The sequence below is a fragment of the Halosimplex yunnanense genome (assembly GCF_054504345.1).
This window is the reverse complement of record NZ_JBTJEL010000036.1, coordinates 151,198-173,844: the sequence shown is the minus strand read 5'-3', so window position 1 is coordinate 173,844 and position 22,647 is coordinate 151,198. Positions and strand designations below refer to the sequence as shown.

Below are 22,647 nucleotides of genomic sequence, written 5' to 3'. Positions count from 1 at the left end.
CGGGCGGCCGCAGCGGGCGATAGCCCTATCCGTCGAACCCGTTAGGTGTTTCGATTGATAAGTTCGCGCAGCTCGGCCTCGTCCTGGACGCCGACGCGGCGTTCGGTCGCTTCGCCGTCGACGAACAGGAACATCGTCGGGACGCCCTGGACGCCGTACTCGCGCGCGAGTCCCTGGTGGGCGTCGACGTCCACCTTCGCGACGGTCGCGTCGGTCGTCTCCGCGAGGTCCTCGACGATCGGTTCGAGCATCTTGCAGGGCCCGCACCAGTCCGCGTAGAAGTCGACGAGGACGACGCCGTCGGCGACGACCTCCTCGAAGTGGTCCTGTCCGTCGACGTGGACCGGCTCGTCGGGAGTCCCGCTGGCCGCGCCTCCCGACTCGGCGTCGGACGCGCCGGTCGCGCCGGGGCCCTCGGACTTGAGTCGCTCTCTCTTCCGTTCGCGGATACGTTCGAGTTCTTCGTCGGTCGGGTCGTCGCTCGCTTCACTCATCGCCCCTGAGTACGTCCTTGCACGGTATAATCTGCACGGCGGCGGATCCCCGGACACCGTCCTGCGCCTCGCGTGCCAGTGTCGGATCCCGGACGCCAGCGTTGGACCCTCGCCGGCAGCGGCGGGTCCGTCATACGGGCGAATGACGGCCGACAGACGGTAATTCGGCGGCCCCGTCAGACGTAGAACAAGATTTTAAGACCCCGCCAACCGACGTTCGGTATATGAATCCCGAGACGGCGCCGCAGGAGATCACGACGCTCGTGGGGCGAGAAGTCTACACCAAAAACGGCGTGTTCGTGGGGGAAGTCGAGGACCTCCGCCTCGACCTCGACGTCCAGCAGGTCACCGGGCTGGCGCTGCACCAGATCAACGGCGAGCTGTTCGACTCCGAGGTCAGGTCCTCGCGCGGCATCATCGTCCCCTATCGGTGGGTACAGGCGGTCGGCGACATCGTCATCGTCAACGACGTCGTCGAGCGCGTCCACGGCACCGACGAGAGCGACGAAGAAGAAGTCCCGGCCTGACCGCGTTCGCCGCTTCTAGAACGCGTCGTCTTCGATCGTGATGTCGGCGTGTAGCGACTCCGTCAGCGCCGAGTGGACGTGGCATATCTCCTCGCCGAGTTCGACGATCTCCTGGCCGTCGTCGCCGAGCGCGGCCTCTGTCTTGACCGTGAACGCGATGGACTCGAGGTCGTCGTCCTCGTCCAGATCGGCCTCGACCTCGACCTCGACGCGGCCGATGTCGTCGTAGCCGGTCTGGTCGGCGGCGACGCGCAGGGCCGGGATGTAACAGGAGGCGTAGTCGGCCGCCAGGACCTGGTTGGGCGAGGGGCCGTCCTCCGAGAGCGCGTCGACGACCAGCTGCCACTCGCCGTCGATCTCGCTTTCGGTCGTGTATCCCTCTTCACAGACGCTCGTGACTTCGATGTCGGACATTGCATTCGAGGCATCGAACCCCCGGTCCTAAAGAATACCTAACCGACCACGTTCGGCCGGCGACGGGGCGAGGACGGCGGGCGACCCGATGGGAGTCAGTACCCTTCGGAGAGGTCGAACGTCTCGTCGCCGTCGAGGACGTGGACCTCCGCGTCGCTACCGGTCGCCGCCACCTCGTTGACGAAGTCCTGCGTGTCGATCTCGATGGGCGGGAAGGTGTCGTAGTGCATCGGGAACACGTGGTCGACGTTCAGCCAGTCGGCGGCGACGGCGGCCTGCATCGGCCCCATCGTGAAGTGGTCGCCGACCGGCAGCGCAGCGGCGTCGGGTTCGAGGAACGGACCGATCACGTCGCGCATCTCCGTCATCAGACCCGTGTCGCCGGCGTGGTAGAACGTCTCGCTCTCCTCGTCGGCGACCTGTGTCGGCTTCGTATCGGAGATGACGAAGCCCGCGGGCATGCCGCCGGAAGTGCCGTAGGTGGTCTCCATGCCGTTCGTGTGGTCGGCGCGGTGCATCGTGACGAACGCGTCGCCGATCTCGACCGTCCCGCCGAGGTTCATGCCCATCCCGCCGACGGCCTCGAAGTCGCCGAACTCGTCGCGGCAGTACTCGACGACCTCGGGCGTGGCGACGAGCTTCGTCCCCTCGTAGCGGTCCACGTCGCCGATGTGGTCGGCGTGGCCGTGCGTGAGCAGGAGGAAGTCCGGGTCGAGTTCCTCCGGGTCGGTGTCGGTCTTGGGGTTCTCGAAGAACGGGTCGATCAGCAGATCTGTGCTCCCCACCGTAACGTGCCACGTCGAGTGGCCGTGCCAGGTCAGTTCCATAGCCGAGTCGAAATACGTGACAGTCCCACTTAATGCCACGACCAGCGGCAGCACGCCCCGGTCTCTGTCGGCGACGCGACCGACCGTGGCGTTTTTGTCATTTCAGTGTCTTGTGCGAGCCGTGTCCGATGCAGTCCTCCGCTGTGCGTACCGCTGGGGCGTCCGCACGGCCGGCGTGCTGACGCTGGGCCTCTACGGCGCACTGTGGCTGGGAGGCGCCGGTGCTGGTGACTTCGTCGACGTCACGATCGTCCTCGCGTTCATCTGTCTGAGCCCCGGGTGTCTGATCCTCGGCTGGGTCGAATCGGGGATGACAACCGTGAGCAGCGCCGCGGAGATGGGCGTGGTCCTCGATGCCGACTCGCGCCAGCGAGCGGGCGCGTCGACTCCCTCCCGTCTCGTCCCGCTCGGATTCCTCCTCACCGGTATCGGGGTGCAGGCGATCGCGCTCACGGTGCTCGTCACGGTCGTCGGTTGAGGCGGGCGGGAACGGACTGGCTGTCGAGAAGTATCGGCTTCACTCGGACTCGCGGTCGGCACGTTGCTGACTCTGTCGGGCCGCACGCTGTTGCTGGCGGCGTTTCTCCCGTTCGCGGCGCCGTTTCTTCTGACTCTCCTGTGCCCGGTTGCTCGCGTAGCGGACCCACGCGTAGGCCTGCCGGTCGAGTTCGCGGAACAGCAGCGCGACCGATCCCACGACGGCCGCGACGACCACGAGCGCGACGATCAGCGGCGAGGAGAGGTGGATCGAGACGTAGGCCGCGACGAGCGCGACGAGCGCGATTTCGAGGCCGACCCGCAGCGCGGGACGGCGCCAGTCCGGCCGACCGGACCCGTCCGTCGCGACCTTCCGAGCCATGCCTCTCCCTTTGGGGAACTCGGTGTTGTACTTTACCCCGTAGATTGCGACGGCGGTAGGACGACGATTTCCGGCCCCCGAAGCGCGAGCGCGCTGATCACCAATCGATATAGGTTGTCGAGACGACACCTCCGAACGATGGCACCCGGCGATCCTTCTCAGGGCGGTGATGGTGGACGACAGGAGGACAGCGTCGAAGCAGCTCTGAAACGCCTGGAATCGTGGTTCGAGGGCGCGGACTGCCAGTGCGCGAGCGTCGCGCTGACCGACGCCTCGGAGATTCTCGCGGCGACAGGATACGGTGATCGGCGACTAGATGCGGACGCGCCCGCAACGGCGGACACCCGCTACGCCATCGGGTCCGTGTCCAAGCCGGTGACCGCGCTGGCAGTCCTCGAACTCGACGCCCGCGGCCGCATCGACGTCGACGAACCGGTCTCTGAGTACGTGTCGTACTTCGAGGACGCGCCGGGCGAACCGATCACCGTCGCGGACCTCCTCTCGCACACGTCGGGGATGCCGAACGACGACCTCGCGTTCGCCGCCGGCGACCTCGACGGCTGGGACGACTTTCGGACGTTCCTCGAAGAGGCCCTCGGCCGCCGCCGGACCGGCGGCGACCGCTTCTGTTACTACAACTCCGGATACGCCGTTCTCGCCCGTCTCGTCGAGTCGGTGACCGGGACAGACTTCGCAGCGTACGTCGAGCGGGAGGTGTTCGACCCGCTCGGCTCGACTCGGGCGACCTACGACAGTTCGATGCTCGGTGACGACGCCGCGGACGCGATGGCCCCGTACGTCCTCGAGGACGGCGAGTTCCGCGAGGCGCCCGTCGGGGAGAACCCGGTCCTATCGAGCGAGGTACTACGCGGTCCCGGTGGACTGATCGCGAGCGTCACCGATCTCGCCAGATTCCTGCAAGCGCACCTCGGTGGCGACTCCCCGTTCGACAGTGCGTCCCTCCAGCGGATGCGAACGCCCGCTGCCACCCGCAAACGGCTTGTCGACGGGACTGAGGTCGCATACGGATACGGGTGGGAGATCCGACCGTTCGGGACCGATACACTGGTCGGTCACAGCGGGAACACAGGCGTTTCGGGCGGGTACGTGGGCTTCCTCGAAGACGACGGCGTCGGGATCGCGGTCGCCTGTTCCGGAGTCGGGGATCAAGGAGGAGCGGCACGCGACGCGCTCGCCGTCCTGACCGGGCGCGATCCGAAGTCGGTCGACCCCGTCCGATCCATCGAGCGACGCGTCCGCGACCTCGCCGGCCGCTACGAGACACCCAGCGGCAACCATCACGCGACCGTGACGGAGGACGGCGCCCGCCTCGACGCGGAGTTCGGCGGCGCGGTCACCCCATTCGAGCTGAGTCTGCTTCCCACTGATCTCGGCTCCGAATGCTATCGGTTCACCGACGCCGACTGCGTCGAGAGCACGACCGACGCGGAGTTCTTCCCGGGCGGGGAGGCCGCAGAACTCCTGTTCGAGGGGATGCTGTTCGTCCGAGTCGGCGAGGCCGACGATCACAAGGATAGAGATCAGTCGCCAGCGGAGAAATCGAACGAGGAGTAACCGGCTCGGCGTCCGCGTTCAGTCGTCGGCGCCGGCGACGCCCGTGGCCGGACTGTCGTCGGTCTGGGACGCCCACAGGCCCGCGTAGGCGCCGCCGTAGTCGACGAGGTCGTCGTGGCTCCCCGTCTCGATGACCTCACCGTCTTCCATGACCACGATGCGGTCGGCGTCTTGGATGGTCGAGAGGCGGTGGGCGATGACGAACGCCGTCCGGTCGGCCGTCAGCGTCTCCAGGTTGCGCTGGATGAGCTCCTCCGTCTCGGTGTCGACGTCGGAGGTGGCCTCGTCGAGGACGATGACGTCCGGGTCGTTCAGGAGCGTGCGCGCGATGGAGACGCGCTGGCGCTGGCCCCCGGAGAGTTTGACGCCGCGCTCGCCGACCATCGTGTCGTAACCGCCGGGCAGGTCGGTGATGAACTCGTGGGCGCCGGCGGCCTTCGCTGCCTCGCGGACCTCCTCGGCGACGTGGTCGGGGACGTCGCTGTAGTTTTCGAGCACCGACCGGAACAGCGCGTCGTCGCCGTAGGCGATGTTCTCGCGGATGGTCCCCGAGAACATGTACGGGTCCTGCTCGACGACGCCGATGCGGTTGCGCAGCGTCTGCAGGTCGAACTCGCGCACGTCCGTTCCATCGATGGTGACCGCGCCGTCGTCGACGTCGTAGAACCGCGGCGGGAGCTTGAGCAGCGTGGACTTGCCCGAGCCGCTGGTCCCGGCGAACCCGACCGTCTCGCCGGCCTCGACGTCGAGGTCGACGCCGTCCAAGATCTGGTCGCCGTCCGCGGAGTAGCTGAAGTCGACGTCCTCGAAGCCGACCCGGCCATCGACCTCGTCGGGGGAATGCCCGTTCTCGGCGGACGTGACGTCGGCGGTGTAGCCGAGGACGCCGAAGACGCGCTCGGCGCTGGATTTGGCCTTCTGGTAGTTGTTGGCCGTCTTGCCGATGCGCGTCATCGGCCCGTCGAGGTACCGCAGGAACATGAAGAACGTGACGAACGTCCCGGCGGTGATCCCGCCAGCGGTGACGGCGTCGGTGCCCCCGAGGATGAGGATGGTCACGAACATCGCGCCGACGAGCAGGCGCAGCGAGGCGAAGAAGGCCTTCCGGACGGTGATAGCGCCGATCTTCTCGTCGCGGTAGCCGCCGGACTGCTCGGCGACGCGGTCGCGCTCGATGTCGTAGCGGTCGAAGGACTTGACGATGGCCGCGCCGCCGAGGTTGTTCGAGAGGCGGGTGTTCATCCGCGCCACGAGTTCGCGGATCCGCTTGTACTTCGGCTCGATCCACATGATGAACTTCGCCGTCGCGAGGGCGATGATCGGCACCGGCACGAGGACGAGCAGGCCGAGCCGCGGCGCGGTGTAGATCATCCAGCCGCCGACGAGTCCGAAGATCATGATCGCGCGGGTGATCTCGCGGATCTCCGCGTTGAAGAAGTCCTCCAGCCGGTTGATGTCGCTGTTGAGGATCGACATCATCCCGCCGGTCTGGTGGTTGTTGAAGAAATCGAGCGAGAGGCGCTGCATGTGGTCGTACGTGTCCAGTCGGAGGTCGTGCTGGATGCGCTGGGCGGTCGTCTGGAAGAAGTAGCGCGATCCGAAGTGACTGATCGACTGGACGACGTAGGCGCCGGCGGCGAGCGTCCCGAGGTAGTACAGCATGTCGAGACGGCCCTGCCTGTCGTCGAGCGGAACCGGGTCCGCAGGGACGAGGTTGAGCGCCGACAGGACGCCGTCGGCGGCCCCCGATGGATTGACCGCGAGGTCGATCGCGGCGGCGATGAGCAGCGCCGGGAACAGCCGCGCGACGCGGTTGATCATCGTCGAGACGACGCCAAGGGTGAGCGGTGCCCAGTAGGGGGTGGCGTACTTGAAGAGACTCAACATCGGATGCCCGTCGACTTCCTCGCGGATCTCGTCGAAACTGCCGTGTGGATCGGGACGTGCCATTCGGTCGACTCCGCTTGACCGCTGACGGCCAAAAACCCCCCTTAGGGGGAGAGACTCTCTGGATTCGACGAACTACCCGGGAGACAGATCGCAAGCAGCGACCCGATACGTTAGTTCGCGAACAGTCGTCAGACGGACCCCGAACGGGTCGAACGGCGGCCGGTCGGCGGGACCGGGAGGCGGCCCGCAGGTTTTTCCGTTCGGTCGCCTTCGAGTCGCTATGGACACGCCCGACTCGTCACGGCGCCGCTTCCTCGCGGCGTGCGGCACGGCGCTCGCGGCCGGGTCCGCCGGCTGTGGCTCCCTGTTCGGCGACGGCGATACCGCTGGCGGGAGCGATACCACTCCGGTCGACCCGTCGACGCCGTCGCCCTCCGGTGACGGCAGCGCCGCCGGCGACTTCGATCAGTTCGCGCAGTCAGGCCAGTCGGCCGCAGACGACTACGCCGAGGTCTACCAGTCGACCGTCGACTCGGTCGCCCAGGTCCAGGTCTACACCGGCGGGCCGAACCCCTCGAGCGGCACGGGATGGGTCTACAGCGACGGCCACGTCGTCACGAACCAGCACGTCGTCGCGGACGCACAGACGGTGTTCCTCCGCTTCAGCGAGGGCGGCTGGCTGGACGCGACAGTCGAAGGAACGGACGTGTACAGCGACCTCGCCGTCCTCTCGGTCCCCGAACTGCCCGAGAGCGCGGCGCCACTCGCGCTCCGGGAGTCCGACCCCGCCGTCGGGACCGAAGTCATCGCCATCGGCAACCCGTTCGGCAGGTTCGTCGGATCGGTCTCCGCGGGTATCGTCAGCGGGGTCAACCGGACGCTCCCCGCGGCGAACGACTTCTCGATCCCCGACGCGATCCAGACGGACGCGCCGGTCAACCCCGGCAACTCCGGCGGCCCCCTCGTCACCCTCGGCGGCGACGTGACCGGCGTCGTCAACTCCGGCGGCGGCGACAACATCGGCTTCGCCATCTCCGCGCCGCTCGTCCGCCGGGTGATCCCCGCGCTGCTCGAAGACGGCGAGTACGAACACTCCTACATGGGCGTCCGTCTACAGACCGTCGGCCCGCTGCTCGCCGAGGCCAACGACGTCGGGGATCACACCGGCGTCTACATCGCCGTCGTCCGCGACGGCGGGCCCTCCGACGGCGTCCTGCAGGGAACCGAAGGGCAGACGACCGTCGAGGGACAGAGCACCGACACCGGCGGCGACGTGGTGATCGCGATGGACGACACACCGACCCCCACCCGCGAAGCCCTCGCGAGTTTCCTCGCGCTGGAGACCAGCCCCGGCGACACCATCGACGTGACCGTCCTCCGCGACGGCGAGGAACGGACGGTCGAACTCACGCTCGGGTCGCGGCCCGACCCGCAGTCCTGAGAAACGGCGTTTTCGAGACAGTCGGCCCGCACCGCTGTCCTGCTCACTCTTGGCGTAGAATCGGCGTCAGTCGAGGCGCTCGGCCGCGTCGCGCTCGACCAGCGGGTCGGCGTTCGCCTCGGGCAGTTGCACGACGTCGTCGGTCGACAGGTCGTAGGCGCGCTGGTCGACGCCGAATATCTCGCCCACGTCGGCCGTGATCCGAACCGTCGCGCGCTCGACCGCCGGCGCGTCGGTAGCCTCCTCGGTCTCGTCTCCGGCCGGGACCGCCCCGTCAGCCGGGGCAGTAGCGTCCGCGGCCGGACGGTCAGCGTCGCTCGGTTCGCTTTCCGGCGACGCTCGATCGTCGCCCCCTCGTTCGTCCGGTGCGGGCGGCTCGGCGGTTGGGCCATCCTCACTCGCGTCGGTCCCGCTCTGGGGATCCGGCTCCGCGGATTCCCCGTCGGGACCGTCACCGGCCATCAGGTCGGCCGCGTCGACGCCGCTCTCGCCGCTCGACGCGTCCGCTGGCGCCTCGTTCGGTCCCTCGGGCGGTACCGGGCGTGAGTCGCCGTCGGCCGAGGCGGGATCAGACGGAACCCCTGCGTCGTCAGGGTCCGGTGTGGGCTCGGGCGGCCCTCCGCTCGGCGCCGCCGCGCCGTCGTCCGCGGCCGGCGTCGCGTCGTCGGTCGGATCCGACGCCGGGTTGCCGGTCCCGCCGGCTCGCGGCTCGGGGCCTGCGCCGGCGTCGGCGACGTTCTCGAGCGGGTCCTCGCCGTCGATGACCGCCTCGACGTTGGCGCGGTTGCGCTCGATGGCGTCGACGAGGGTGTCGAACAGCGTCCGCTCCTCGGTGGTGAGCCCCTCGTCCTCGGTCGGCATGTCCGCGGCGGCCAGCGACGCCATCTTGACGATCTTGCCGACGCGGCGCTCGTAGATCGCCTCGACGGTCTGCTCGGCGGTATCGATATCGTCGCTCAGCCGCGTGACCTCGGGGGCGTCCCACGGGTCGTCGGCCTCGTCGGCGGCCCGCTCGCGCTCGCGGTGGAGCTGCTGGATGAACTCGCCGGCGTCCTGATAGAACGACTCCCGTAGCTGCTGGAGGCTGTCGGTCTGTCGCTCGCGGCTCTGTACCGAGCGCAGTTCGTCGAGGTCCATCATCGCGGTCTCTGCTCCTTCATTCTGGTGCCTTCTCGGCGCGCCCTCTGGCCATCAGGAACGCACCCAGATACTCCGGAACCGATTGGTCGCCCGCCTGCAGATTAAAACTATCGCCCTTCAGTTCGACGGGCCCGGGATCGGTCACCGTGACGTTGATCTCGTGGCCGACGAACGTCTCCGGGACGGCGTCGACCAGCGGGTCGAACGATTCCAGTTCCTCGCGGGAGAGCCGGCGGACCTCCAGCGCGCTCCCGCCGTGGAGGCTCCCCGGCAGTCGGATCAGCCGATTGACGTCGGTCGTCACCGGCTCGTCGATGGGCGCGTTCTGCCGTTCGACGACCTCGGTGACGAACCCGTCGAGGAGCGTCCGCATGCCGACGCCGCCGGCTTCGATGTTGCCGGCCCGGAGCGCTTCGGCGTTGTTCTCGACCGCCCCGTAGACGGTGTTCGCACGCCCCTCGCCGATGCCGTCGAGTTCCTGCAGCCGTTCCTTGGCTTCCTCCTCGTCCATCGCGAGGAGTTCGTCGACGAACTCAAGGAGGCGCTCGTGGACGCGGCCGCCCCACCCGCCGCCCGTCTGGATGACGCGGCTCAGCGACGTGCCGCGCATCTCCTGGTGGGTCAGCAGATCCGGGTCAAGCCCGATCCCGCGCACGTAGTCGACGATCTCCCGGCGAGCGTCGCTCTCCAGTCCCTGGACGGTCTCGTCGCGGACGTGGACGTGGTACCCCCGCCCGCCGGAGAAGACGACGGTCGTGTCCTCGAAGCCGAAGTCTTCGTCGAGGAAATCGAGGAGTCGGGCGAGTGCGTCCTTGCACTTTTCGAGCATCTCGCCGTAACTGTCCTCGCCGAGGGTCACCGAGGGGAGGTGGTCGGCGTCGAGGTCGAAGACGAGATCCGAAGCGCGCCAGGTCTTCTCGCCCATCGAACTCGCGCCGGGGCTCTCGTAGCGCCCGGCCGAGAAGTAGACGTGTTTCGGTTTCTCGCGGGCGAGGAAGTCCTCCAGCGACCCCAGATCGAGCAGCGAGCGGTGGCGGACCATCGTCTCGCCGGGGCCGTCGGTCCAGGGGATGTAGCCCCACTCGCGCTCGTTGGCGTCCGGCGGCGGCGTCAGGTCCGTCCGGCGGTAGTGGTCGCCGAAGCGCCCCCGGAGGTACGCCCGCGTCTGTTCCTGCACGGCTACCCCGTTTCGAACGGGGCGCTAAATCGGTTTCGCTCACCGACGACCCGGCCCGATCCGTCCCGTGCCGTTTTCCGGGACGCAGCCGAATAGAGAGGCGATGACGCTCCTCCCGCTGCTGTACGGCCTCGGCACGGCGGTGCCGCTGGTCGTCGGAGCCGTCGCGGGCGTCTTCCTCTCGCCGCCGCGACGCTTCGTCGCCGCCCTGCTCGCGTTCGCCAGCGGGTCGCTGATCACGGGGCTCGCCTTCGAACTATTCGAGCCCGCGTTCCGGATCGCCGGCGCCCCGACCACCGCCGCGGCGACGTTCGCCGGGACCGCCCTCTACGTCGGCGTCAAATCCCGTGCGGGGACCGACGAGGGGGCCAGCGGTATCCCGCTCCTCGCAGCGGTCGTCTTCGACGGCGCCGCCGAGAACCTGACGCTCGGCGTGTCGCTGCTCGGGGGGTCGGCCGGCGGGTCGCTGGCGATCCTCGTCGGCATCGCCGCGAACAACCTCCCCGAAGCCGTCGCAGGCGCGCTCGACATGACCGAGAATGGGCGCTCTCCGGCACGGACGCTCGGCGTCTGGACGGTGACTGCGGCCGGGCTGGCGGCGATGGTCGTCGTCGGATACGTCGCGTTCGCCGCCGTCGGCGAACGGACGCTGGCCGCGGTCAGAGCCGCGAGCGGCGGCGCCGTCCTCGCGTCGCTGGCGGTCGAGATCATGCCCGACGCCTACGAGGGAGGCGGCCCGTCGGTCGCCTTCGCCACGGCCGCGGGACTGCTCGTGACGTTCGTCCTCGTCTGAGATCCCGGTGGCAGTCGACCGGCCGCAACCTCGCGATTACCCGCCGAGCAGCTTCGAGAGGCGGTCGGTCAGCCCCTCTTCCTCGCCGAGTTTGAGGTAGTAGGCGTCGCCGCCGTCCTCGTAGTAGTTGTCGATGCGCCGCTCGATGGTGAACCCGATATGCTGGTAGAAGCGGATGGCGGCGCGGTTCGTCGTGCGTGCGTGACAGGTCACGGAGCCGTAGTCGTCGGCGACGCGGGCGACGAGGGCCTCGCCGAATCCCTCGCCCTGATACTCGCTGTCGACGGCGAGAAAGAGGATGTAGCCGTCGCGGCGGACCGCGGCGAAGCCGACGAGCGTGCCGCGGTCGGCCCGGTCGAGGAAGAGGTAGACGGTCGAGCGCTTGTAGGCGTTCTCGAAGAAGCCCCGGCGCTGGCGGAGCACACCCTCTTCGGCGCGGATGCGCTCTTTGAGTTGCCAGGCCTGCTCGACGTAGTCGGCGTCCCCGGGGTCGACGACACGACGCTCGACGTTGACGCTCACTATCGGTCCAGTAACGGGTAAGTCACTATAATTCCATCGGCAACGACCAGCGCGGCGATAGGCGGCCCCGAAAGGCTTTCGGCGGACCCAGATGACTCCCCCGTATGGTTTTGCTGTCATCCGCTCCCGCGTCGGACGAGCCCAGACCGACGCTCGGAGCAAAAATCCGGCAGGTCCTCATCTCCGGCGCCGCGCTGACGATCCCGCTCGTCATCACGGTCATGATCCTCGTCTTCGTCATCAACTTCATCCTGCGGGCCATCACGCCGGTGGTCGAGATCGCGAACAAGTACTTCGACATCGGACAGAACGTCGACCCGCTCACGATGAAGCTGCTCGCCATCGCGACGTTCGTCGGGATGGTGTTCGTCCTCGGGCTCGTCGCCGAGACGCGCTCGGGTAACCAGCTCGAACGGGTGTTCGACACCGCGATGGCGCGCATCCCCGGCGTCGGCTCGGTCTACACGAGCTTCAACGAGATGACCGAACTGCTGCTGTCGAACGACGCCGAGAGCTTCCGCGAGGTGAAACTCGTCGAGTTCCCCCGCTCGGAGTCGTACTCGCTGGCGTTCGTCACCGCGGAGTCGCCGCCGACCGTCGCCGACACGACCGGCCACGAGGACATGACGACGCTGTTCATGCCGATGGCGCCCAACCCGGTGATGGGCGGGTACGTGATCCACGTCTCGACCGAGCACGTCTACGACGTGGACCTCAGCGTCGAAGAGGGGATCCGCTCGATCGTCACCAGCGGCGTCGCGACCGGCGATTCCGGGCGGCCCGACGCCGACGAGGAGTTCGCGAGCCTCGACGCCATCCGCCAGCAGGCCCGCGACGGGATGCACGACATCGGCGTCTGGGGGACACAGACCGTCGACGACCTGAGCGACTTCACTGGACAGGCGGCCGACGACATCCGCGAGCAGGCCTACCGGGAGTTCGCCGCGATCCACCCAGACCTCGACGAGTCAGCGGTCGAGGACGAGGAAGAAGTCCGCCACTACATGCTCGACCAGTTCGAAGACGGCGACGGGGCGGAGAGCACTGTCGGGAGCCGGACCGACGACGAACGCGACGCGAAATCTGCAGGTGACGACGCGTGAGTTTCGACCTGCGGGATCACACGGCCGACGTGGCGGTCGAGGCGACCGGCGAGTCGCTGGACGCCGTCTTCGGCGCCGTCGCCGACGGCATGGCGGCGGCGATGTGCGACGAGATCCCCGACGCGGGCGGCGACCGGTTCGAGTTCGCCGTCGCGGCCGAGAGCCGGGAGGCGCTGCTGTTCGACTACCTCGACGAACTCATCTACGAGCGCGACGTCCGCGGGGTCCTCCCGGTTAGCAACGAGGCGACCGTCCGTGAGTCCGACGGCGAGTGGCTCGTCGAGGGGTCTGCCCGCGGTATCCCGTTCGACCGCGTCGAGGCGCGCGACCTGAAAGCCGTCACCTACTCCGAGATGGACCTCTCGGAGACCGACGACGGCTGGCACGCGTACGTCGTTTTCGACGTCTGATCGGCAGTGAAATCCCGCTTCCGCGGCGGCGCTAGCACACCCCCGATACTGAGGTGTTTTTCAGCAGTGAGTCCCTAGCGCAGCCCATGAACGGAACGCGGAGGCGATCGGCCGTCGGGAGTGTGGTCGGGATGGTCGCGGTCGCGCTACTCGCCGGGCGAGCGAGCGCTCACGTCGACTACGTGACGGACCCACCGACGGCGACGCGCGACGCGATCGAATTCGCCGTCGAAGTGCTCTCGAACTCGACGAACGCCGCGCTGCTCGGCGGCGGTACTGCGGCGGTTCTCGTGCTGCTGGCCGGACTGGTTCTGATCAGGCCGACCATCCCGGACGTGGACGCGCTCCGTGACGCGCTCGCCACCTACCGCGAGTACGTGCCATGGATGCTCCGGCTGAGTCTCGGCCTGCCGCTGATCGGCGCGGGATTCACAGGCTATCTGTTTATCCCCCCGTTGCAAGTCCAGGCGCGGATCCTCCAGGTCTCGCTCGGCTTCCTGATCCTGTTCGGGCTCGCGACGCGGGTCGTCGCCGCGGCGGGGCTCCTCACGTATCTGGCCGCGCTGGCGTTCAACCCACAGCTCGTCCTCGCTATGGAGTACGTCCCCGGGTTCCTCGCCATCGTCCTGCTGGGCAGCGGCCGGCCAAGCGCCGACCACATGCTCCAGCAGGTCGCGAGCACCCCCGGGACCTACTACGGGCGCGTCGATCCCGTCCACGGCGTCGCCGACTGGTTCGCTGCGAAGGTCGGCCCCTACCAGCAGTACGTCGCGACCGTCCTCCGCGTCGGCCTCGGGGTCGCGTTCGCTTACCTCGGCCTCGTCGAGAAGCTCGCCAACCCCTCACAGGCGCTGCTCGTCGTCGAGCGGTACGAACTCACGAACGTCGTCCCGGTCGACGCCGGCCTGTGGGTGCTCGGCGCCGGCCTGACCGAGATCGGCGTCGGCCTGCTGCTGTTCGTCGGCCTCTACACCCGCGGGGCGGCCGCAGTGGCCTTCTCGATGCTCGTGCTGACGCTGTTCGGCCTGCCCGACGACCCCGTGCTCGCCCACGTGACACTGTTCGGGATGCTCTCGGCGATCTTCACGCTCGGCGCCGGCCCGCTCTCGCTGGACGCCTACCTCGCGACCGCCGACCGACGCGACCCGGACCGCGAGGAGGCGACGCCAGCGGCCGACTGACTCGACTACTCGCCGTCTCTCAACCGCTGTCTCGTGTCGAGGACACTCTGGATTATCGCCACCGTGGCGATGAGAAACAGATATATCGAGATCGAGAAGCGGTCTATCAGCTCCAGAAAATCGGCGGCAGTCACACCGAGCAGTACGACTTTGACGAACTGCAGCGTTCTCCCGGCGCGTGTTCTCGAACGGAGTACTCTCACGTCGTGAACACCGATTCGGCCGCTCCACCGTGCGGAGAATCTCCCCCAGAAACCCGACGAAGAGCGAGTGGTGCGGGACGTTCGTCGCGTTCGTTGCAGCGATCAGTGTCCGGTTCTACCGAGTCCGGTCGACTGCGGACAGAAGCGTAGAGACTGTCTGTGTCCGTCATTCCGTCTCTCCAACCTGGATAGTCGCGCCGCTCGGGAAGACGACGTCCGCACCGGTCGGCGCCGGTCCGTCGGACTCGAATTTCGTGAGCGCGACGCCGACTACCTCGTCGCCCGTCCCATCGTAGGAATTGGTCCGGCGCTCTACCGTAATCACGAGTCGCCCGTCCTTCCATTCGGTATCAGCGGCCCAGAAGTAGGCGGGCGCGGCAGTAGCTGTCCGGAGATTCGTGAAGACGGCGAACTCCCCGTCCGAGAGGTTGTCGACGGCTTCAGCGTACTGCGCTGCATTCGCCTGCTCGGTCACCGGGAGCCTGTCTTCCTGCCGAAACAGTCGCGCGTACAGGTACTGTCCCGGTTCCCCCGTGAGGCCGTGTCGCATAATCGGCTCGCTCAGGGGACGAATCGTGGCCATTCCCGTCGGGTTGTACACCGCTGGCGTCTCGGTCGCAGAAGGAGTGCCGCTACAACCGGTTAGCAACGCTGTTCCGCCGACGATACTCGAGAGGAGGGCGCGTCGCTGCACACCACAACTGGTTGTCGGGATGATATTATTCTGTCTGTTGCTTCCCGGATCGCACCCGGCCACGTCGCGGTCATCGAGTACTCCTCGCTCGAACTGGAGCGGCGCCCACAGCGATAGAATCCAGCGCCGTCTCGTAACGCGTTTACCCCCTGTCCTACCGACCGGATCTGTGCAGCCGAGGGACTCGATCGACTGCGGTGGCGCGCGCTGTCGCGAGTTTCATCTCGCGACGTAGTCGTGCGAGGGATGAGTAACGCAGGAGTTTGCGACGAGTAACGCAATCGGTTGGGGAGGCCTGTGGCCGTCTGCGGTGCTGTGCAGTGCGGTTGCTATCGCGGTCGCAGTGCGGTCCCTGGCGGACTGAAAGGGCGAAGCGGGCTCGCGTTCATCTAGTCGCCTGAGCGGGCACTATCCGCGCGGGCGGTGCGGAGAGCGCGGATATCCCGCTCAGCGACCGCGAGCGCGCCGAGGGCTTTCATCTCTCAGTGTACCCTGCGGTAACGGTTCGAGCCACTCCGAGCGAGCGCGCTGAGGGCTTTCAACGCTCAGGGAACCCTGCGGTAGTACTCATCAAACGTCATCGCACACACGAACAGCGAAACCTATTCCGGCGCCCGCGGCCGACGTTCGGGCATGACCACCTACGACGCTGACGGCGTCACCCTGGAGAAGGTCAGGGACTACGTCTGGGAGATCCCGCAGGAAGGCGACATGAACAGACCCGCACGCGTCCTCGCGAGCGAGGAGCTGCTCGACGAGATCAGCGACGACAAGACGCTCCAGCAGCTCAAGAACGCGACGCACCTGCCCGGCGTCCGCAAGTACGCGCTCTGCATGCCCGACGGCCACCAGGGGTACGGCTTCCCCGTCGGCGGCGTCGCCGGTATCGACGCCGAAGAGGGCTGTATCTCGCCGGGAGCGGTGGGCTACGACATCAACTGCTTGCCAGCTGGGACCGATGTCCGTCTCTCGTTTGGTCGGCGGATCCCTATCGAGCGACTCGAATCCCGATTCGAGAACGAGAAGGCAGTCGTTCCGGCGGACGGTGAGAGGACCTCACAGATACGCCTGTTCACCGAGTCCGACTCACGAGAGGTGTACGAAGTGAAAACAGCGACGGGAGACACCGTCCGTGCGACGTCGGATCACCCGTTCGAAACCCCGAACGGCCAGGCAGAACTGGCCGACCTATCCGAAGGGGACTCCGTTCTTCTCAGTCCGTTCCGGGGGATCGAACACGAGGACCCCGAGGAGTTCGTCGTTCTCGACAGTTCGGACTTCGAGGATGCGAGCGATCAGCTCGTTGGGTTTTTGGAACAGAACGACCTGTTACCACTTACATCGACCGACGAGGCGTTCAACCGGCTGTTGAAGCTCGTCGGATTCCACACCGGTGATGGGGCATTCAGGGGGAAACAGTCCTGGTTCTACGCGGATCCGGAAGACCTCGAAGATATCCGCCGTGACATCGAAGCGCTCGGATTCACACCCTCCCGGATCTACGAACGCGACCGCGAACACGAGATCAACGGGAAAGAGTTCGAACGAACGGAGTACAGCATCAAGGTCGGTGCCCACGGGTTCAAGCAACTGCTCCTGAAGCTGGGTACTCCCCAGGGGAGGAAAGTCGAGAATGACTTCGGTGTACCGGAGTATCTAGAGCGGCTTCCCGATTGGCAGCGCGCGCTGTACCTCTCGGGGTACTTCGGCGCGGAAATGAATGCGCCAGCCGCTCAGCACGACAAGAACCTGTACTGTCCGAAAGTATCCCAGAACCGTAGCAAAGAGACAGCCGATGCCGGTGAGCAGTTCTACGAAGACATCGCCTCGTATCTCGACAGCATCGGTATCGGAACGAACGGTATCGAGCGATTCGACGCCGAAAGCCGGGACGGCGTCGAACGTCTTCGTCTCGGAGTGAAAAACGACTCCGATAATCTGATCCGTTTCTACGAGAAGGTCGGATTCAGCTACAATCGAGAGAAACACCGAAAGTCGCTGGTCGCGCTCAAGTATCTCAAACTGAAAGAACAGGCGATCGACCGACGGCGTCGGATCGCGAGCGAAGCGCAGGTGCTCGCAGACGGTGGTGCGTCGATCGAAGGCGTCAAATCACGATTCGACATAAACGAGAGGTTCATCGAACGGAGCGTGTGGAGCGGGCGCGAAGGAGACCCCAGACCGCCAGCCGACTTCCCCGATTTCGAGGCGTTCCGCGAGGAGACGACTGTCTCAGACGACGGGACCGTCGAAACCGAGATCGTCTCCATCGAACGAGTCGGTACGGAAACCGTGTTCGATATCGGTGTCACTCACGATGCCCACACGTTCGTTGCGGACGGGTTCGCCGTTTCTAACTGCGGCGTCCGGATGATGAAGACGGACCTCACCTACGCGGACGTGCAGGGCCGCGAGGAGGAACTCGTCGACGCCCTGTTCGAGGCCGTCCCGTCGGGGCTCGGCGGCGGCGGCGTCCACCAAGGGACGAAGGGGGACGTCGACGCCATCCTCGACCGTGGGATGGAGTGGGCGCTGGAGGAGGGCTTCGCAGTGCCGGAAGACCTCAAGCACTGCGAGGACGAAGGCGTCCGTCACGACGCCGACCCGGATCGCGTGTCGCAGAAGGCCAAGGACCGCGGCAAGAACCAGATCGGGAGCCTCGGCAGCGGGAACCACTTCCTCGAAGTCCAGCGCGTGACGGACGTCTACCGCGACGACGTGGCCGAGCGGTTCGGCCTCGCCGAGGACCAGATCGTCGTGCTCATCCACTGTGGCTCCCGGGGACTGGGCCACCAGGTCTGTACGGACTACCTGCGCGACATCGAGCAGGCCCACGCCGGTCTCCTCGACGAGCTGCCGGACAAGGAACTCGCCGCGGCACCGGCGGGCTCGCAGCTGGCCGGTGACTACTACGGCGCGATGTGCGCCGCCATCAACTTCGCGTGGGTGAATCGGCAGCTCATCATGCACCAGACCCGCGAGGTCTTCGCCGACGTCTTCGACAACTCGTGGGAGGATCTGGGGATGGACCTGCTCTACGACGTGGCCCACAACATCGCGAAGAAGGAGACTCACGAGGTCGAAGACGGCGAGGAGCGCGAGCTGTTCGTCCACCGGAAGGGCGCGACACGCGCGTTCCCGGCGGGCAGGGAAGAAATCCCGCCGGCCTACCGGGACGTGGGCCAGCCCATCATCATCCCCGGGAGCATGGGCGCGGGGAGCTACGTCCTGCGCGGCGGCGAGCACTCCCTCTCGGAGACGTTCGGGTCGACGGCCCACGGTGCCGGCCGGCTGATGAGCCGAACGCAGGCCAAACAGGAGTTCTGGGGCGGCGACGTACAGGACGACCTCCGCGAGCAGAGCCACGTCTACGTCAAGGCCCAGAGCGGCGCGACCGTCGCCGAGGAGGCGCCGGGCGTCTACAAGGACGTCGACGAGGTGGTGCGGGTCTCCGACGCGCTGGGCATCGGTGACCGCGTGGCGCGCACCTTCCCCGTCTGCAACATCAAGGGCTGATCTGCGGGGGATTTTCGGCTCCCCGCTCGGAGGTCAGTCGCTTTCGTCCCACGAATCGAGGAGGGTCTCGTTCCCGGCCGGCGGCGCGTAGTACACGGACACGTCATCGCGAGTGGACACGCGGCGACCGAACGCGTTGCGGTCGCTGAGCTGGACCTGATCGCCCGGCCCGATGACCGTCGAGTTCTCCGTGTTCGCGAGCGTGGCCCAGCCGACCGCGGTCTCGCCGCTCCGGATCGTGAGGTTCCCCGCGGTGAAGGTGTCGCCCCGTTCGTGTTCCACGAAGAGCACGGACGACTGGTCGATGTACTCGAAGGAGAAGTTCGCGTTCGGACCCGGGTCATCTTCTCCCGGGTCCACCAGGACGAAGAGGCCGACCGACCCCGTGACCAGCAGCGTGACGGCGATCAGGATAGCGACGCCGGTGAACTCCGAGATCGCACGCTCGGCGGGGTCGCGGGCGGACTCGTCGCGTTCACGGGCACCGTCTCCGACCATATAGGGCAGATAGGTCGATCACCCCCTAAACCAGCTTCGGCGAGAGTATCAGATTCGATAGGCCAGCTGGCGGGAGGCGGTCGAGGTGCGGTCGAACCCACCGATTCGACCGGTGCCGGAACGAAACCGCAGGGCGGGAGGGGGAAAGCCTTTGAGCGCGAGCGGCGACGTATCCGGTATGATAGACGGGACGGTCGAGGAGATCGCGGACATGCAGACGCACAGTTCCTCCGTCGTCGCGGTCAAGGCGGCAGAGGCACTGCTCTCGCTGACCGAGCGGGAGTATCCGACCGTCGAGGAGTACGTCCGGACGCTGGAGCGCAACAGCCACGCGCTCCGCCGCGCGAACCCCTCGCACGCGTCGTTGCAGACCACTCAACGCGAGATCGTCTCGACCGTCGAGGACGCGGACGCCGCGGACGTCGCGGCCGCGAAGGAGGTGACTCACGACATCGTCGAGTCGGTCGTCACTCGCATCGAGTCGGCCAAGGAGCGCGCGGCCGAGCGAGCGGTCGAGTACCTCGAAGCGGACCGGACGATCCTCACTCACGATTACTCCTCGACCGTCCTGCAGGCGATCGAGCAGACGGTCGACGCCGGCGCCTCGCTGGAGGTCTACTGCACGGAAGCGCGGCCTCGCTACCTCGGGCGGAAGATGGTCCGGACGCTCGCGGAGATAGACGGCGTCGACGCCCACCTCATCGTCGACGGCGCGGCGGGCCACTACCTACCGGAGGTCGACCAGGTCGTCGTCGGGATGGACTGCATCGTCGAGGACACGCTGTACAACCGCGTCGGGACCTACCCCCTCGCCGCGACCGCGGCCGACGTCGACGTCCCCGTCCGCGTCGTCGGCTCCGAAGCGAAGATGGTCACCGGTGGCTTCGCCTTCGAGAACGAACACCGACAGGCCAGCGAGGTCATCCGCGAACCCGCCGACGGCTTCGCGGTCGAGAACCCCGCCTACGACGCGACCCCGACGCGCCTCCTCGACGCCGCGATCACCGACGAGACAGTCCACGAGTACTGACGGCGGCCGATCGGCCGAGAACTCGTTCTCGCACGGTCGGCATTTGAAGCCCGCAAGTGCATTCACGTATCTGGAGGCTAGATGGACAGTTGGAGGTCACAGCATGGGAGTCCTCGACTCGTTCGGCGCACTCGTCAGTAGCATCATCGCATCGATCGTTTTGCTGGTCTTCGCCATCGTGAGCTTCTTCATCACGGTGTTTATCGTCGAGGCCGGCGCGGGCCTCGCCGGGTACTCGCCGAGCGGCGACTTCGTCGCGCTCTCGGCGGCGATCCTCGCGGCCGCGGCCATCGTCGGCGGCGCGTCGCCCCTGACGAGTCTGGGCGGTGAAGTCGAGTAAGGCCGATCCGCGCGAGTCGAACGGTATCGCATCGACGGCAGCGGCCGTCGACTACATGTACATCCGGTCTTCGGGCTGTTGCTCCTCGCGGGCCTGTTCGATGCGGGCGGCCAGATCCTGGTAATGTCGCTCGACGTTCGCCGCGAAGTTCTTCATCGGCTCCGTGTCGACGCCGAGATCGTACACGTCGTCGATGGTCTCGACGAGGCGAAGCGCCGCTTCTGCGTCGGGCGCCTGTGCGTGGGCCGGCGTCGCGTAGACGCAGGTCCGGAGCGGCGAGTCGATGCCGCGGGCCAGCAGGCTCGCCTTCACGCCGTCGGTGAAACCGCTCGCCATCGGGGGGATATCCGCGTCCTCCAGTCGGGCCGCGCGGTAGTCCTCGGTCGCGACGAAGAAGGTCCGGTGGTCCTCCTCGGCGTGGGGCATCTGGACGCCCGAGAGGACGACGGTCTCGCCGACGTCCGCGGCGGCGGTCCAGTCGAGCAGCGCGTCGCTGAACGAGCGGGCCGCGGTGGCCGGGACGAACAGTTCGCTCACGAGGACGGCGACTTCGACGCCGTCGGCGGCGAACAGCCTGACCGGATGGCGCGGCGTCCCGTCGTCGAACGGCGTGATCGTCGGCAAGTCCGGCGTGGTCACGTGCCCGGTCGGCGTCAACTCGAGTTGCTGGACGAGGTAGTCCACGGCCGTCAACCCCGCCAGCCCGAACTCCGAGAAGCCGGCGATCAGCGTGTCGGCGTCGATGTCTCCGGTCTCCTGGACGTCGAACGTCGGCTCGGCGATCGCGTGTCCGTCCATACCACCCGTTGGGTCACCTGGCACAAGTCGCTTTCCGCGACGCACTCGCTGTCGCCGGGATCGCCCGAGGGCGATCCGGTGACACAATTCTTTTGACGAGTGCGGCGTTGCTGTGGGCATGGACTGGCTGTGGTCGCTCGCGTCGCTGGTCGGACAGGCAGCGCCGCCCGCGACCGACACGGCCACTGCCGGGGGAACGCCGACGGCGCCCTCGTGGGCTCCACCCGGCGTCGAGCGGTTCGTCGAGCAGTTGCCGATGCCGGTGATCCACATCCTGCAGGTGATCGTCGTCATCGTCCTCGCTTACGCGGTCTCGCAACTGCTCGTCCAGCTGCTCGGCCGCCGCATCGCCCGCCGATTCCGCCGCCCGAGCCTCACTCGCACGGCGTTGCGGGGGATCAGAGTCGTCGTCTTCGGCTTCGCGGCACTGACGATCCTGGGCATCTACGGCCACGATCTCAGCGACCTGACGCTGTCGGTCGCGGTGTTCTCGGCCGTGGTCGGTGTGATCCTCGCGCCGATCGTCGGCAGCGTCATCAGCGGGGTGTTCCTGCTGGCCGACCAGCCCTACGAGATCGGCGACATGATCGAACTCGCCGACCGCGGCCAGCGCGGCTTCGTCGAGGACATCACGCTCCGGTACACGAAGATCTTCACGCTCGACAACACCTTCCTCGTGATCCCGAACGGGACGATGCGCGAACGGGACGTGTACAACTACTCCGCCGAGGACACCCGTACCCGGCAGACGCTCGACGTCCTGATCACCTACGAGAGCGACATCCCGCGGGCCAGAGAACTACTGGAGGAAGCCGCCCGGGGCGTCGACGGCGTGGTCGGTGGCGGCCCGCGGATCCGCGTCGGAGCGGCCCGGTACCCCGCCAAGCCGACGTGTTACATCGACGAGTTCGGCGACCACGGGATCAACCTCCGACTCCGCTACTGGATCGAGGAACCCTACTGGCTGCTCCGGGCCCGCTCGCACGTCCAGACGGCCTTCGCCGAGGCCATCGCCGAGGAGGACGTCGAGATCGCCTACCCGCACCAGCACCACGTCTTCGACGAGACGAGCGGCGAGATGCGCGTCGGCGTCGGCGACCGGCCCGCGGGCGGCACGAGCGAGCGCGTCGACCCGCGGATCCCCGAGGAGGAGTCGGCAGTCGACGGCGAGCGCGAACCGGGCGGAGAGTAGTCGAGAAAGCGTCGACGGCGAGC

At 67.2% G+C, this 22,647-nt stretch carries 24 protein-coding genes and 1 pseudogene; 13 read left to right on the top strand and 12 right to left on the bottom strand.

The window, feature by feature from the left end; translation table 11 throughout:
• Positions 1-41: 41 nt before the first annotated feature.
• On the bottom strand, positions 42-494 hold the full coding sequence (gene trxA / locus AB2U09_RS17025; RefSeq protein WP_459193926.1) for a thioredoxin: 453 nt from the start codon (positions 492-494) through the stop codon (positions 42-44).
• A 224-nt stretch (positions 495-718) separates the two neighbouring features.
• Between trxA and AB2U09_RS17020 the strand changes: the two genes are divergently transcribed.
• Positions 719-1,021, top strand: a complete 303-nt coding sequence (locus tag AB2U09_RS17020; protein WP_459193925.1) for a PRC-barrel domain-containing protein — start codon at positions 719-721, stop codon at positions 1,019-1,021.
• A gap of 15 nt (positions 1,022-1,036) precedes the next feature.
• Here AB2U09_RS17020 and AB2U09_RS17015 read toward each other — a convergent pair whose 3' ends face one another.
• Both AB2U09_RS17015 and AB2U09_RS17010 read right to left on the bottom strand, forming a co-directional pair.
• Positions 1,037-1,435 (bottom strand): OsmC family protein, encoded by a 399-nt coding sequence (locus AB2U09_RS17015; protein ID WP_459193924.1) that lies wholly within the window; start codon positions 1,433-1,435, stop codon positions 1,037-1,039.
• A 95-nt stretch (positions 1,436-1,530) separates the two neighbouring features.
• Positions 1,531-2,262: a metal-dependent hydrolase gene (locus AB2U09_RS17010; RefSeq protein ID WP_459193923.1), complete on the bottom strand. Its 732-nt coding sequence runs from the start codon at positions 2,260-2,262 to the stop codon at positions 1,531-1,533.
• Between the two features lie 121 nt (positions 2,263-2,383).
• Here AB2U09_RS17010 and AB2U09_RS17005 point away from each other — a divergent pair, with 121 nt between their 5' ends.
• A complete protein-coding gene (locus AB2U09_RS17005) occupies positions 2,384-2,740 on the top strand; it encodes a hypothetical protein (RefSeq protein WP_459193922.1) in 357 nt (118 codons plus the stop codon).
• Between the two features lie 39 nt (positions 2,741-2,779).
• Here the strand turns inward: AB2U09_RS17005 and AB2U09_RS17000 are convergent, their stop codons facing one another.
• Positions 2,780-3,121: a hypothetical protein gene (locus tag AB2U09_RS17000; protein ID WP_459193921.1), complete on the bottom strand. Its 342-nt coding sequence runs from the start codon at positions 3,119-3,121 to the stop codon at positions 2,780-2,782.
• Positions 3,122-3,259: 138 nt separating this feature from the next.
• On the opposite strand from AB2U09_RS17000, the gene AB2U09_RS16995 reads away from it, so the two are divergent.
• Positions 3,260-4,696, top strand: coding sequence for a serine hydrolase domain-containing protein (locus tag AB2U09_RS16995; RefSeq protein ID WP_459193920.1), 1,437 nt, complete (start codon positions 3,260-3,262; stop codon positions 4,694-4,696).
• 18 nt (positions 4,697-4,714) lie between these two features.
• On the opposite strand, the gene AB2U09_RS16990 is transcribed toward AB2U09_RS16995, so the two are convergent.
• Complete coding sequence (locus AB2U09_RS16990) at positions 4,715-6,646, bottom strand: ABC transporter ATP-binding protein (RefSeq protein WP_459193919.1); 1,932 nt, start codon at positions 6,644-6,646, stop codon at positions 4,715-4,717.
• A 220-nt stretch (positions 6,647-6,866) separates the two neighbouring features.
• Between AB2U09_RS16990 and AB2U09_RS16985 the strand changes: the two genes are divergently transcribed.
• Positions 6,867-8,027, top strand: coding sequence for a S1C family serine protease (locus AB2U09_RS16985; protein WP_459193918.1), 1,161 nt, complete (start codon positions 6,867-6,869; stop codon positions 8,025-8,027).
• 66 nt (positions 8,028-8,093) lie between these two features.
• On the opposite strand, the gene AB2U09_RS16980 is transcribed toward AB2U09_RS16985, so the two are convergent.
• Both AB2U09_RS16980 and priS read right to left on the bottom strand, forming a co-directional pair.
• Entirely contained in the window at positions 8,094-9,164 is a 1,071-nt protein-coding gene (locus tag AB2U09_RS16980) for a hypothetical protein (protein WP_459194276.1), read from the bottom strand.
• A gap of 19 nt (positions 9,165-9,183) precedes the next feature.
• Positions 9,184-10,344, bottom strand: coding sequence for a DNA primase small subunit PriS (priS, locus tag AB2U09_RS16975; RefSeq protein WP_459193917.1), 1,161 nt, complete (start codon positions 10,342-10,344; stop codon positions 9,184-9,186).
• Positions 10,345-10,447: 103 nt separating this feature from the next.
• On the opposite strand from priS, the gene AB2U09_RS16970 reads away from it, so the two are divergent.
• Positions 10,448-11,137: a ZIP family metal transporter gene (locus AB2U09_RS16970; RefSeq protein ID WP_459193916.1), complete on the top strand. Its 690-nt coding sequence runs from the start codon at positions 10,448-10,450 to the stop codon at positions 11,135-11,137.
• Between the two features lie 36 nt (positions 11,138-11,173).
• On the opposite strand, the gene AB2U09_RS16965 is transcribed toward AB2U09_RS16970, so the two are convergent.
• Positions 11,174-11,659 (bottom strand): GNAT family N-acetyltransferase, encoded by a 486-nt coding sequence (locus AB2U09_RS16965; RefSeq protein WP_459193915.1) that lies wholly within the window; start codon positions 11,657-11,659, stop codon positions 11,174-11,176.
• A 104-nt stretch (positions 11,660-11,763) separates the two neighbouring features.
• Between AB2U09_RS16965 and AB2U09_RS16960 the strand changes: the two genes are divergently transcribed.
• The 3 genes from AB2U09_RS16960 (at position 11,764) to AB2U09_RS16950 (ending at position 14,353) form a co-directional block, all read left to right on the top strand.
• Positions 11,764-12,762 (top strand): DUF502 domain-containing protein, encoded by a 999-nt coding sequence (locus tag AB2U09_RS16960; RefSeq protein ID WP_459193914.1) that lies wholly within the window; start codon positions 11,764-11,766, stop codon positions 12,760-12,762.
• On the top strand, positions 12,759-13,172 hold the full coding sequence (locus AB2U09_RS16955) for an archease (RefSeq protein WP_459193913.1): 414 nt from the start codon (positions 12,759-12,761) through the stop codon (positions 13,170-13,172). Before AB2U09_RS16960 ends, AB2U09_RS16955 begins: the two co-directional genes overlap by 4 nt.
• An 86-nt stretch (positions 13,173-13,258) precedes the next feature.
• Positions 13,259-14,353, top strand: coding sequence for a DoxX family protein (locus AB2U09_RS16950; RefSeq protein ID WP_459193912.1), 1,095 nt, complete (start codon positions 13,259-13,261; stop codon positions 14,351-14,353).
• A 5-nt stretch (positions 14,354-14,358) separates the two neighbouring features.
• Here AB2U09_RS16950 and AB2U09_RS16945 read toward each other — a convergent pair whose 3' ends face one another.
• Both AB2U09_RS16945 and AB2U09_RS16940 read right to left on the bottom strand, forming a co-directional pair.
• The gene (locus AB2U09_RS16945) at positions 14,359-14,556 is read right to left on the bottom strand and encodes a hypothetical protein (RefSeq protein WP_459193911.1); all 198 of its coding nucleotides are present in this window, start codon (positions 14,554-14,556) and stop codon (positions 14,359-14,361) included.
• Between the two features lie 166 nt (positions 14,557-14,722).
• Positions 14,723-15,106 carry a hypothetical protein gene (locus tag AB2U09_RS16940; RefSeq protein ID WP_459193910.1) on the bottom strand — a complete coding sequence of 128 codons (384 nt, stop codon included), beginning with the start codon at positions 15,104-15,106 and terminating at the stop codon, positions 14,723-14,725.
• A 777-nt stretch (positions 15,107-15,883) separates the two neighbouring features.
• Between AB2U09_RS16940 and AB2U09_RS16935 the strand changes: the two are divergent.
• Positions 15,884-16,393 (top strand): annotated as a pseudogene (locus AB2U09_RS16935) (RtcB family protein); the annotation flags it as partial.
• A 981-nt stretch (positions 16,394-17,374) separates the two neighbouring features.
• Positions 17,375-18,766 (top strand): RtcB family protein, encoded by a 1,392-nt coding sequence (locus tag AB2U09_RS16930; RefSeq protein ID WP_459194275.1) that lies wholly within the window; start codon positions 17,375-17,377, stop codon positions 18,764-18,766.
• A 33-nt stretch (positions 18,767-18,799) separates the two neighbouring features.
• Here AB2U09_RS16930 and AB2U09_RS16925 read toward each other — a convergent pair whose 3' ends face one another.
• Positions 18,800-19,264 carry a type IV pilin N-terminal domain-containing protein gene (locus AB2U09_RS16925; protein ID WP_459193909.1) on the bottom strand — a complete coding sequence of 155 codons (465 nt, stop codon included), beginning with the start codon at positions 19,262-19,264 and terminating at the stop codon, positions 18,800-18,802.
• 178 nt (positions 19,265-19,442) lie between these two features.
• Here AB2U09_RS16925 and AB2U09_RS16920 point away from each other — a divergent pair, with 178 nt between their 5' ends.
• Together AB2U09_RS16920 and AB2U09_RS16915 are read left to right on the top strand one after the other, a co-directional pair.
• Positions 19,443-20,294 (top strand): eIF2B alpha/beta/delta subunit family protein, encoded by an 852-nt coding sequence (locus AB2U09_RS16920; protein WP_459193908.1) that lies wholly within the window; start codon positions 19,443-19,445, stop codon positions 20,292-20,294.
• 103 nt (positions 20,295-20,397) lie between these two features.
• Positions 20,398-20,634: a hypothetical protein gene (locus AB2U09_RS16915; protein WP_459193907.1), complete on the top strand. Its 237-nt coding sequence runs from the start codon at positions 20,398-20,400 to the stop codon at positions 20,632-20,634.
• 51 nt (positions 20,635-20,685) lie between these two features.
• On the opposite strand, the gene AB2U09_RS16910 is transcribed toward AB2U09_RS16915, so the two are convergent.
• Positions 20,686-21,432 (bottom strand): proteasome assembly chaperone family protein, encoded by a 747-nt coding sequence (locus tag AB2U09_RS16910; RefSeq protein ID WP_459193906.1) that lies wholly within the window; start codon positions 21,430-21,432, stop codon positions 20,686-20,688.
• A 118-nt stretch (positions 21,433-21,550) separates the two neighbouring features.
• Between AB2U09_RS16910 and AB2U09_RS16905 the strand changes: the two genes are divergently transcribed.
• Positions 21,551-22,624 (top strand): mechanosensitive ion channel family protein, encoded by a 1,074-nt coding sequence (locus AB2U09_RS16905; protein WP_459193905.1) that lies wholly within the window; start codon positions 21,551-21,553, stop codon positions 22,622-22,624.
• Positions 22,625-22,647: the final 23 nt, after the last annotated feature.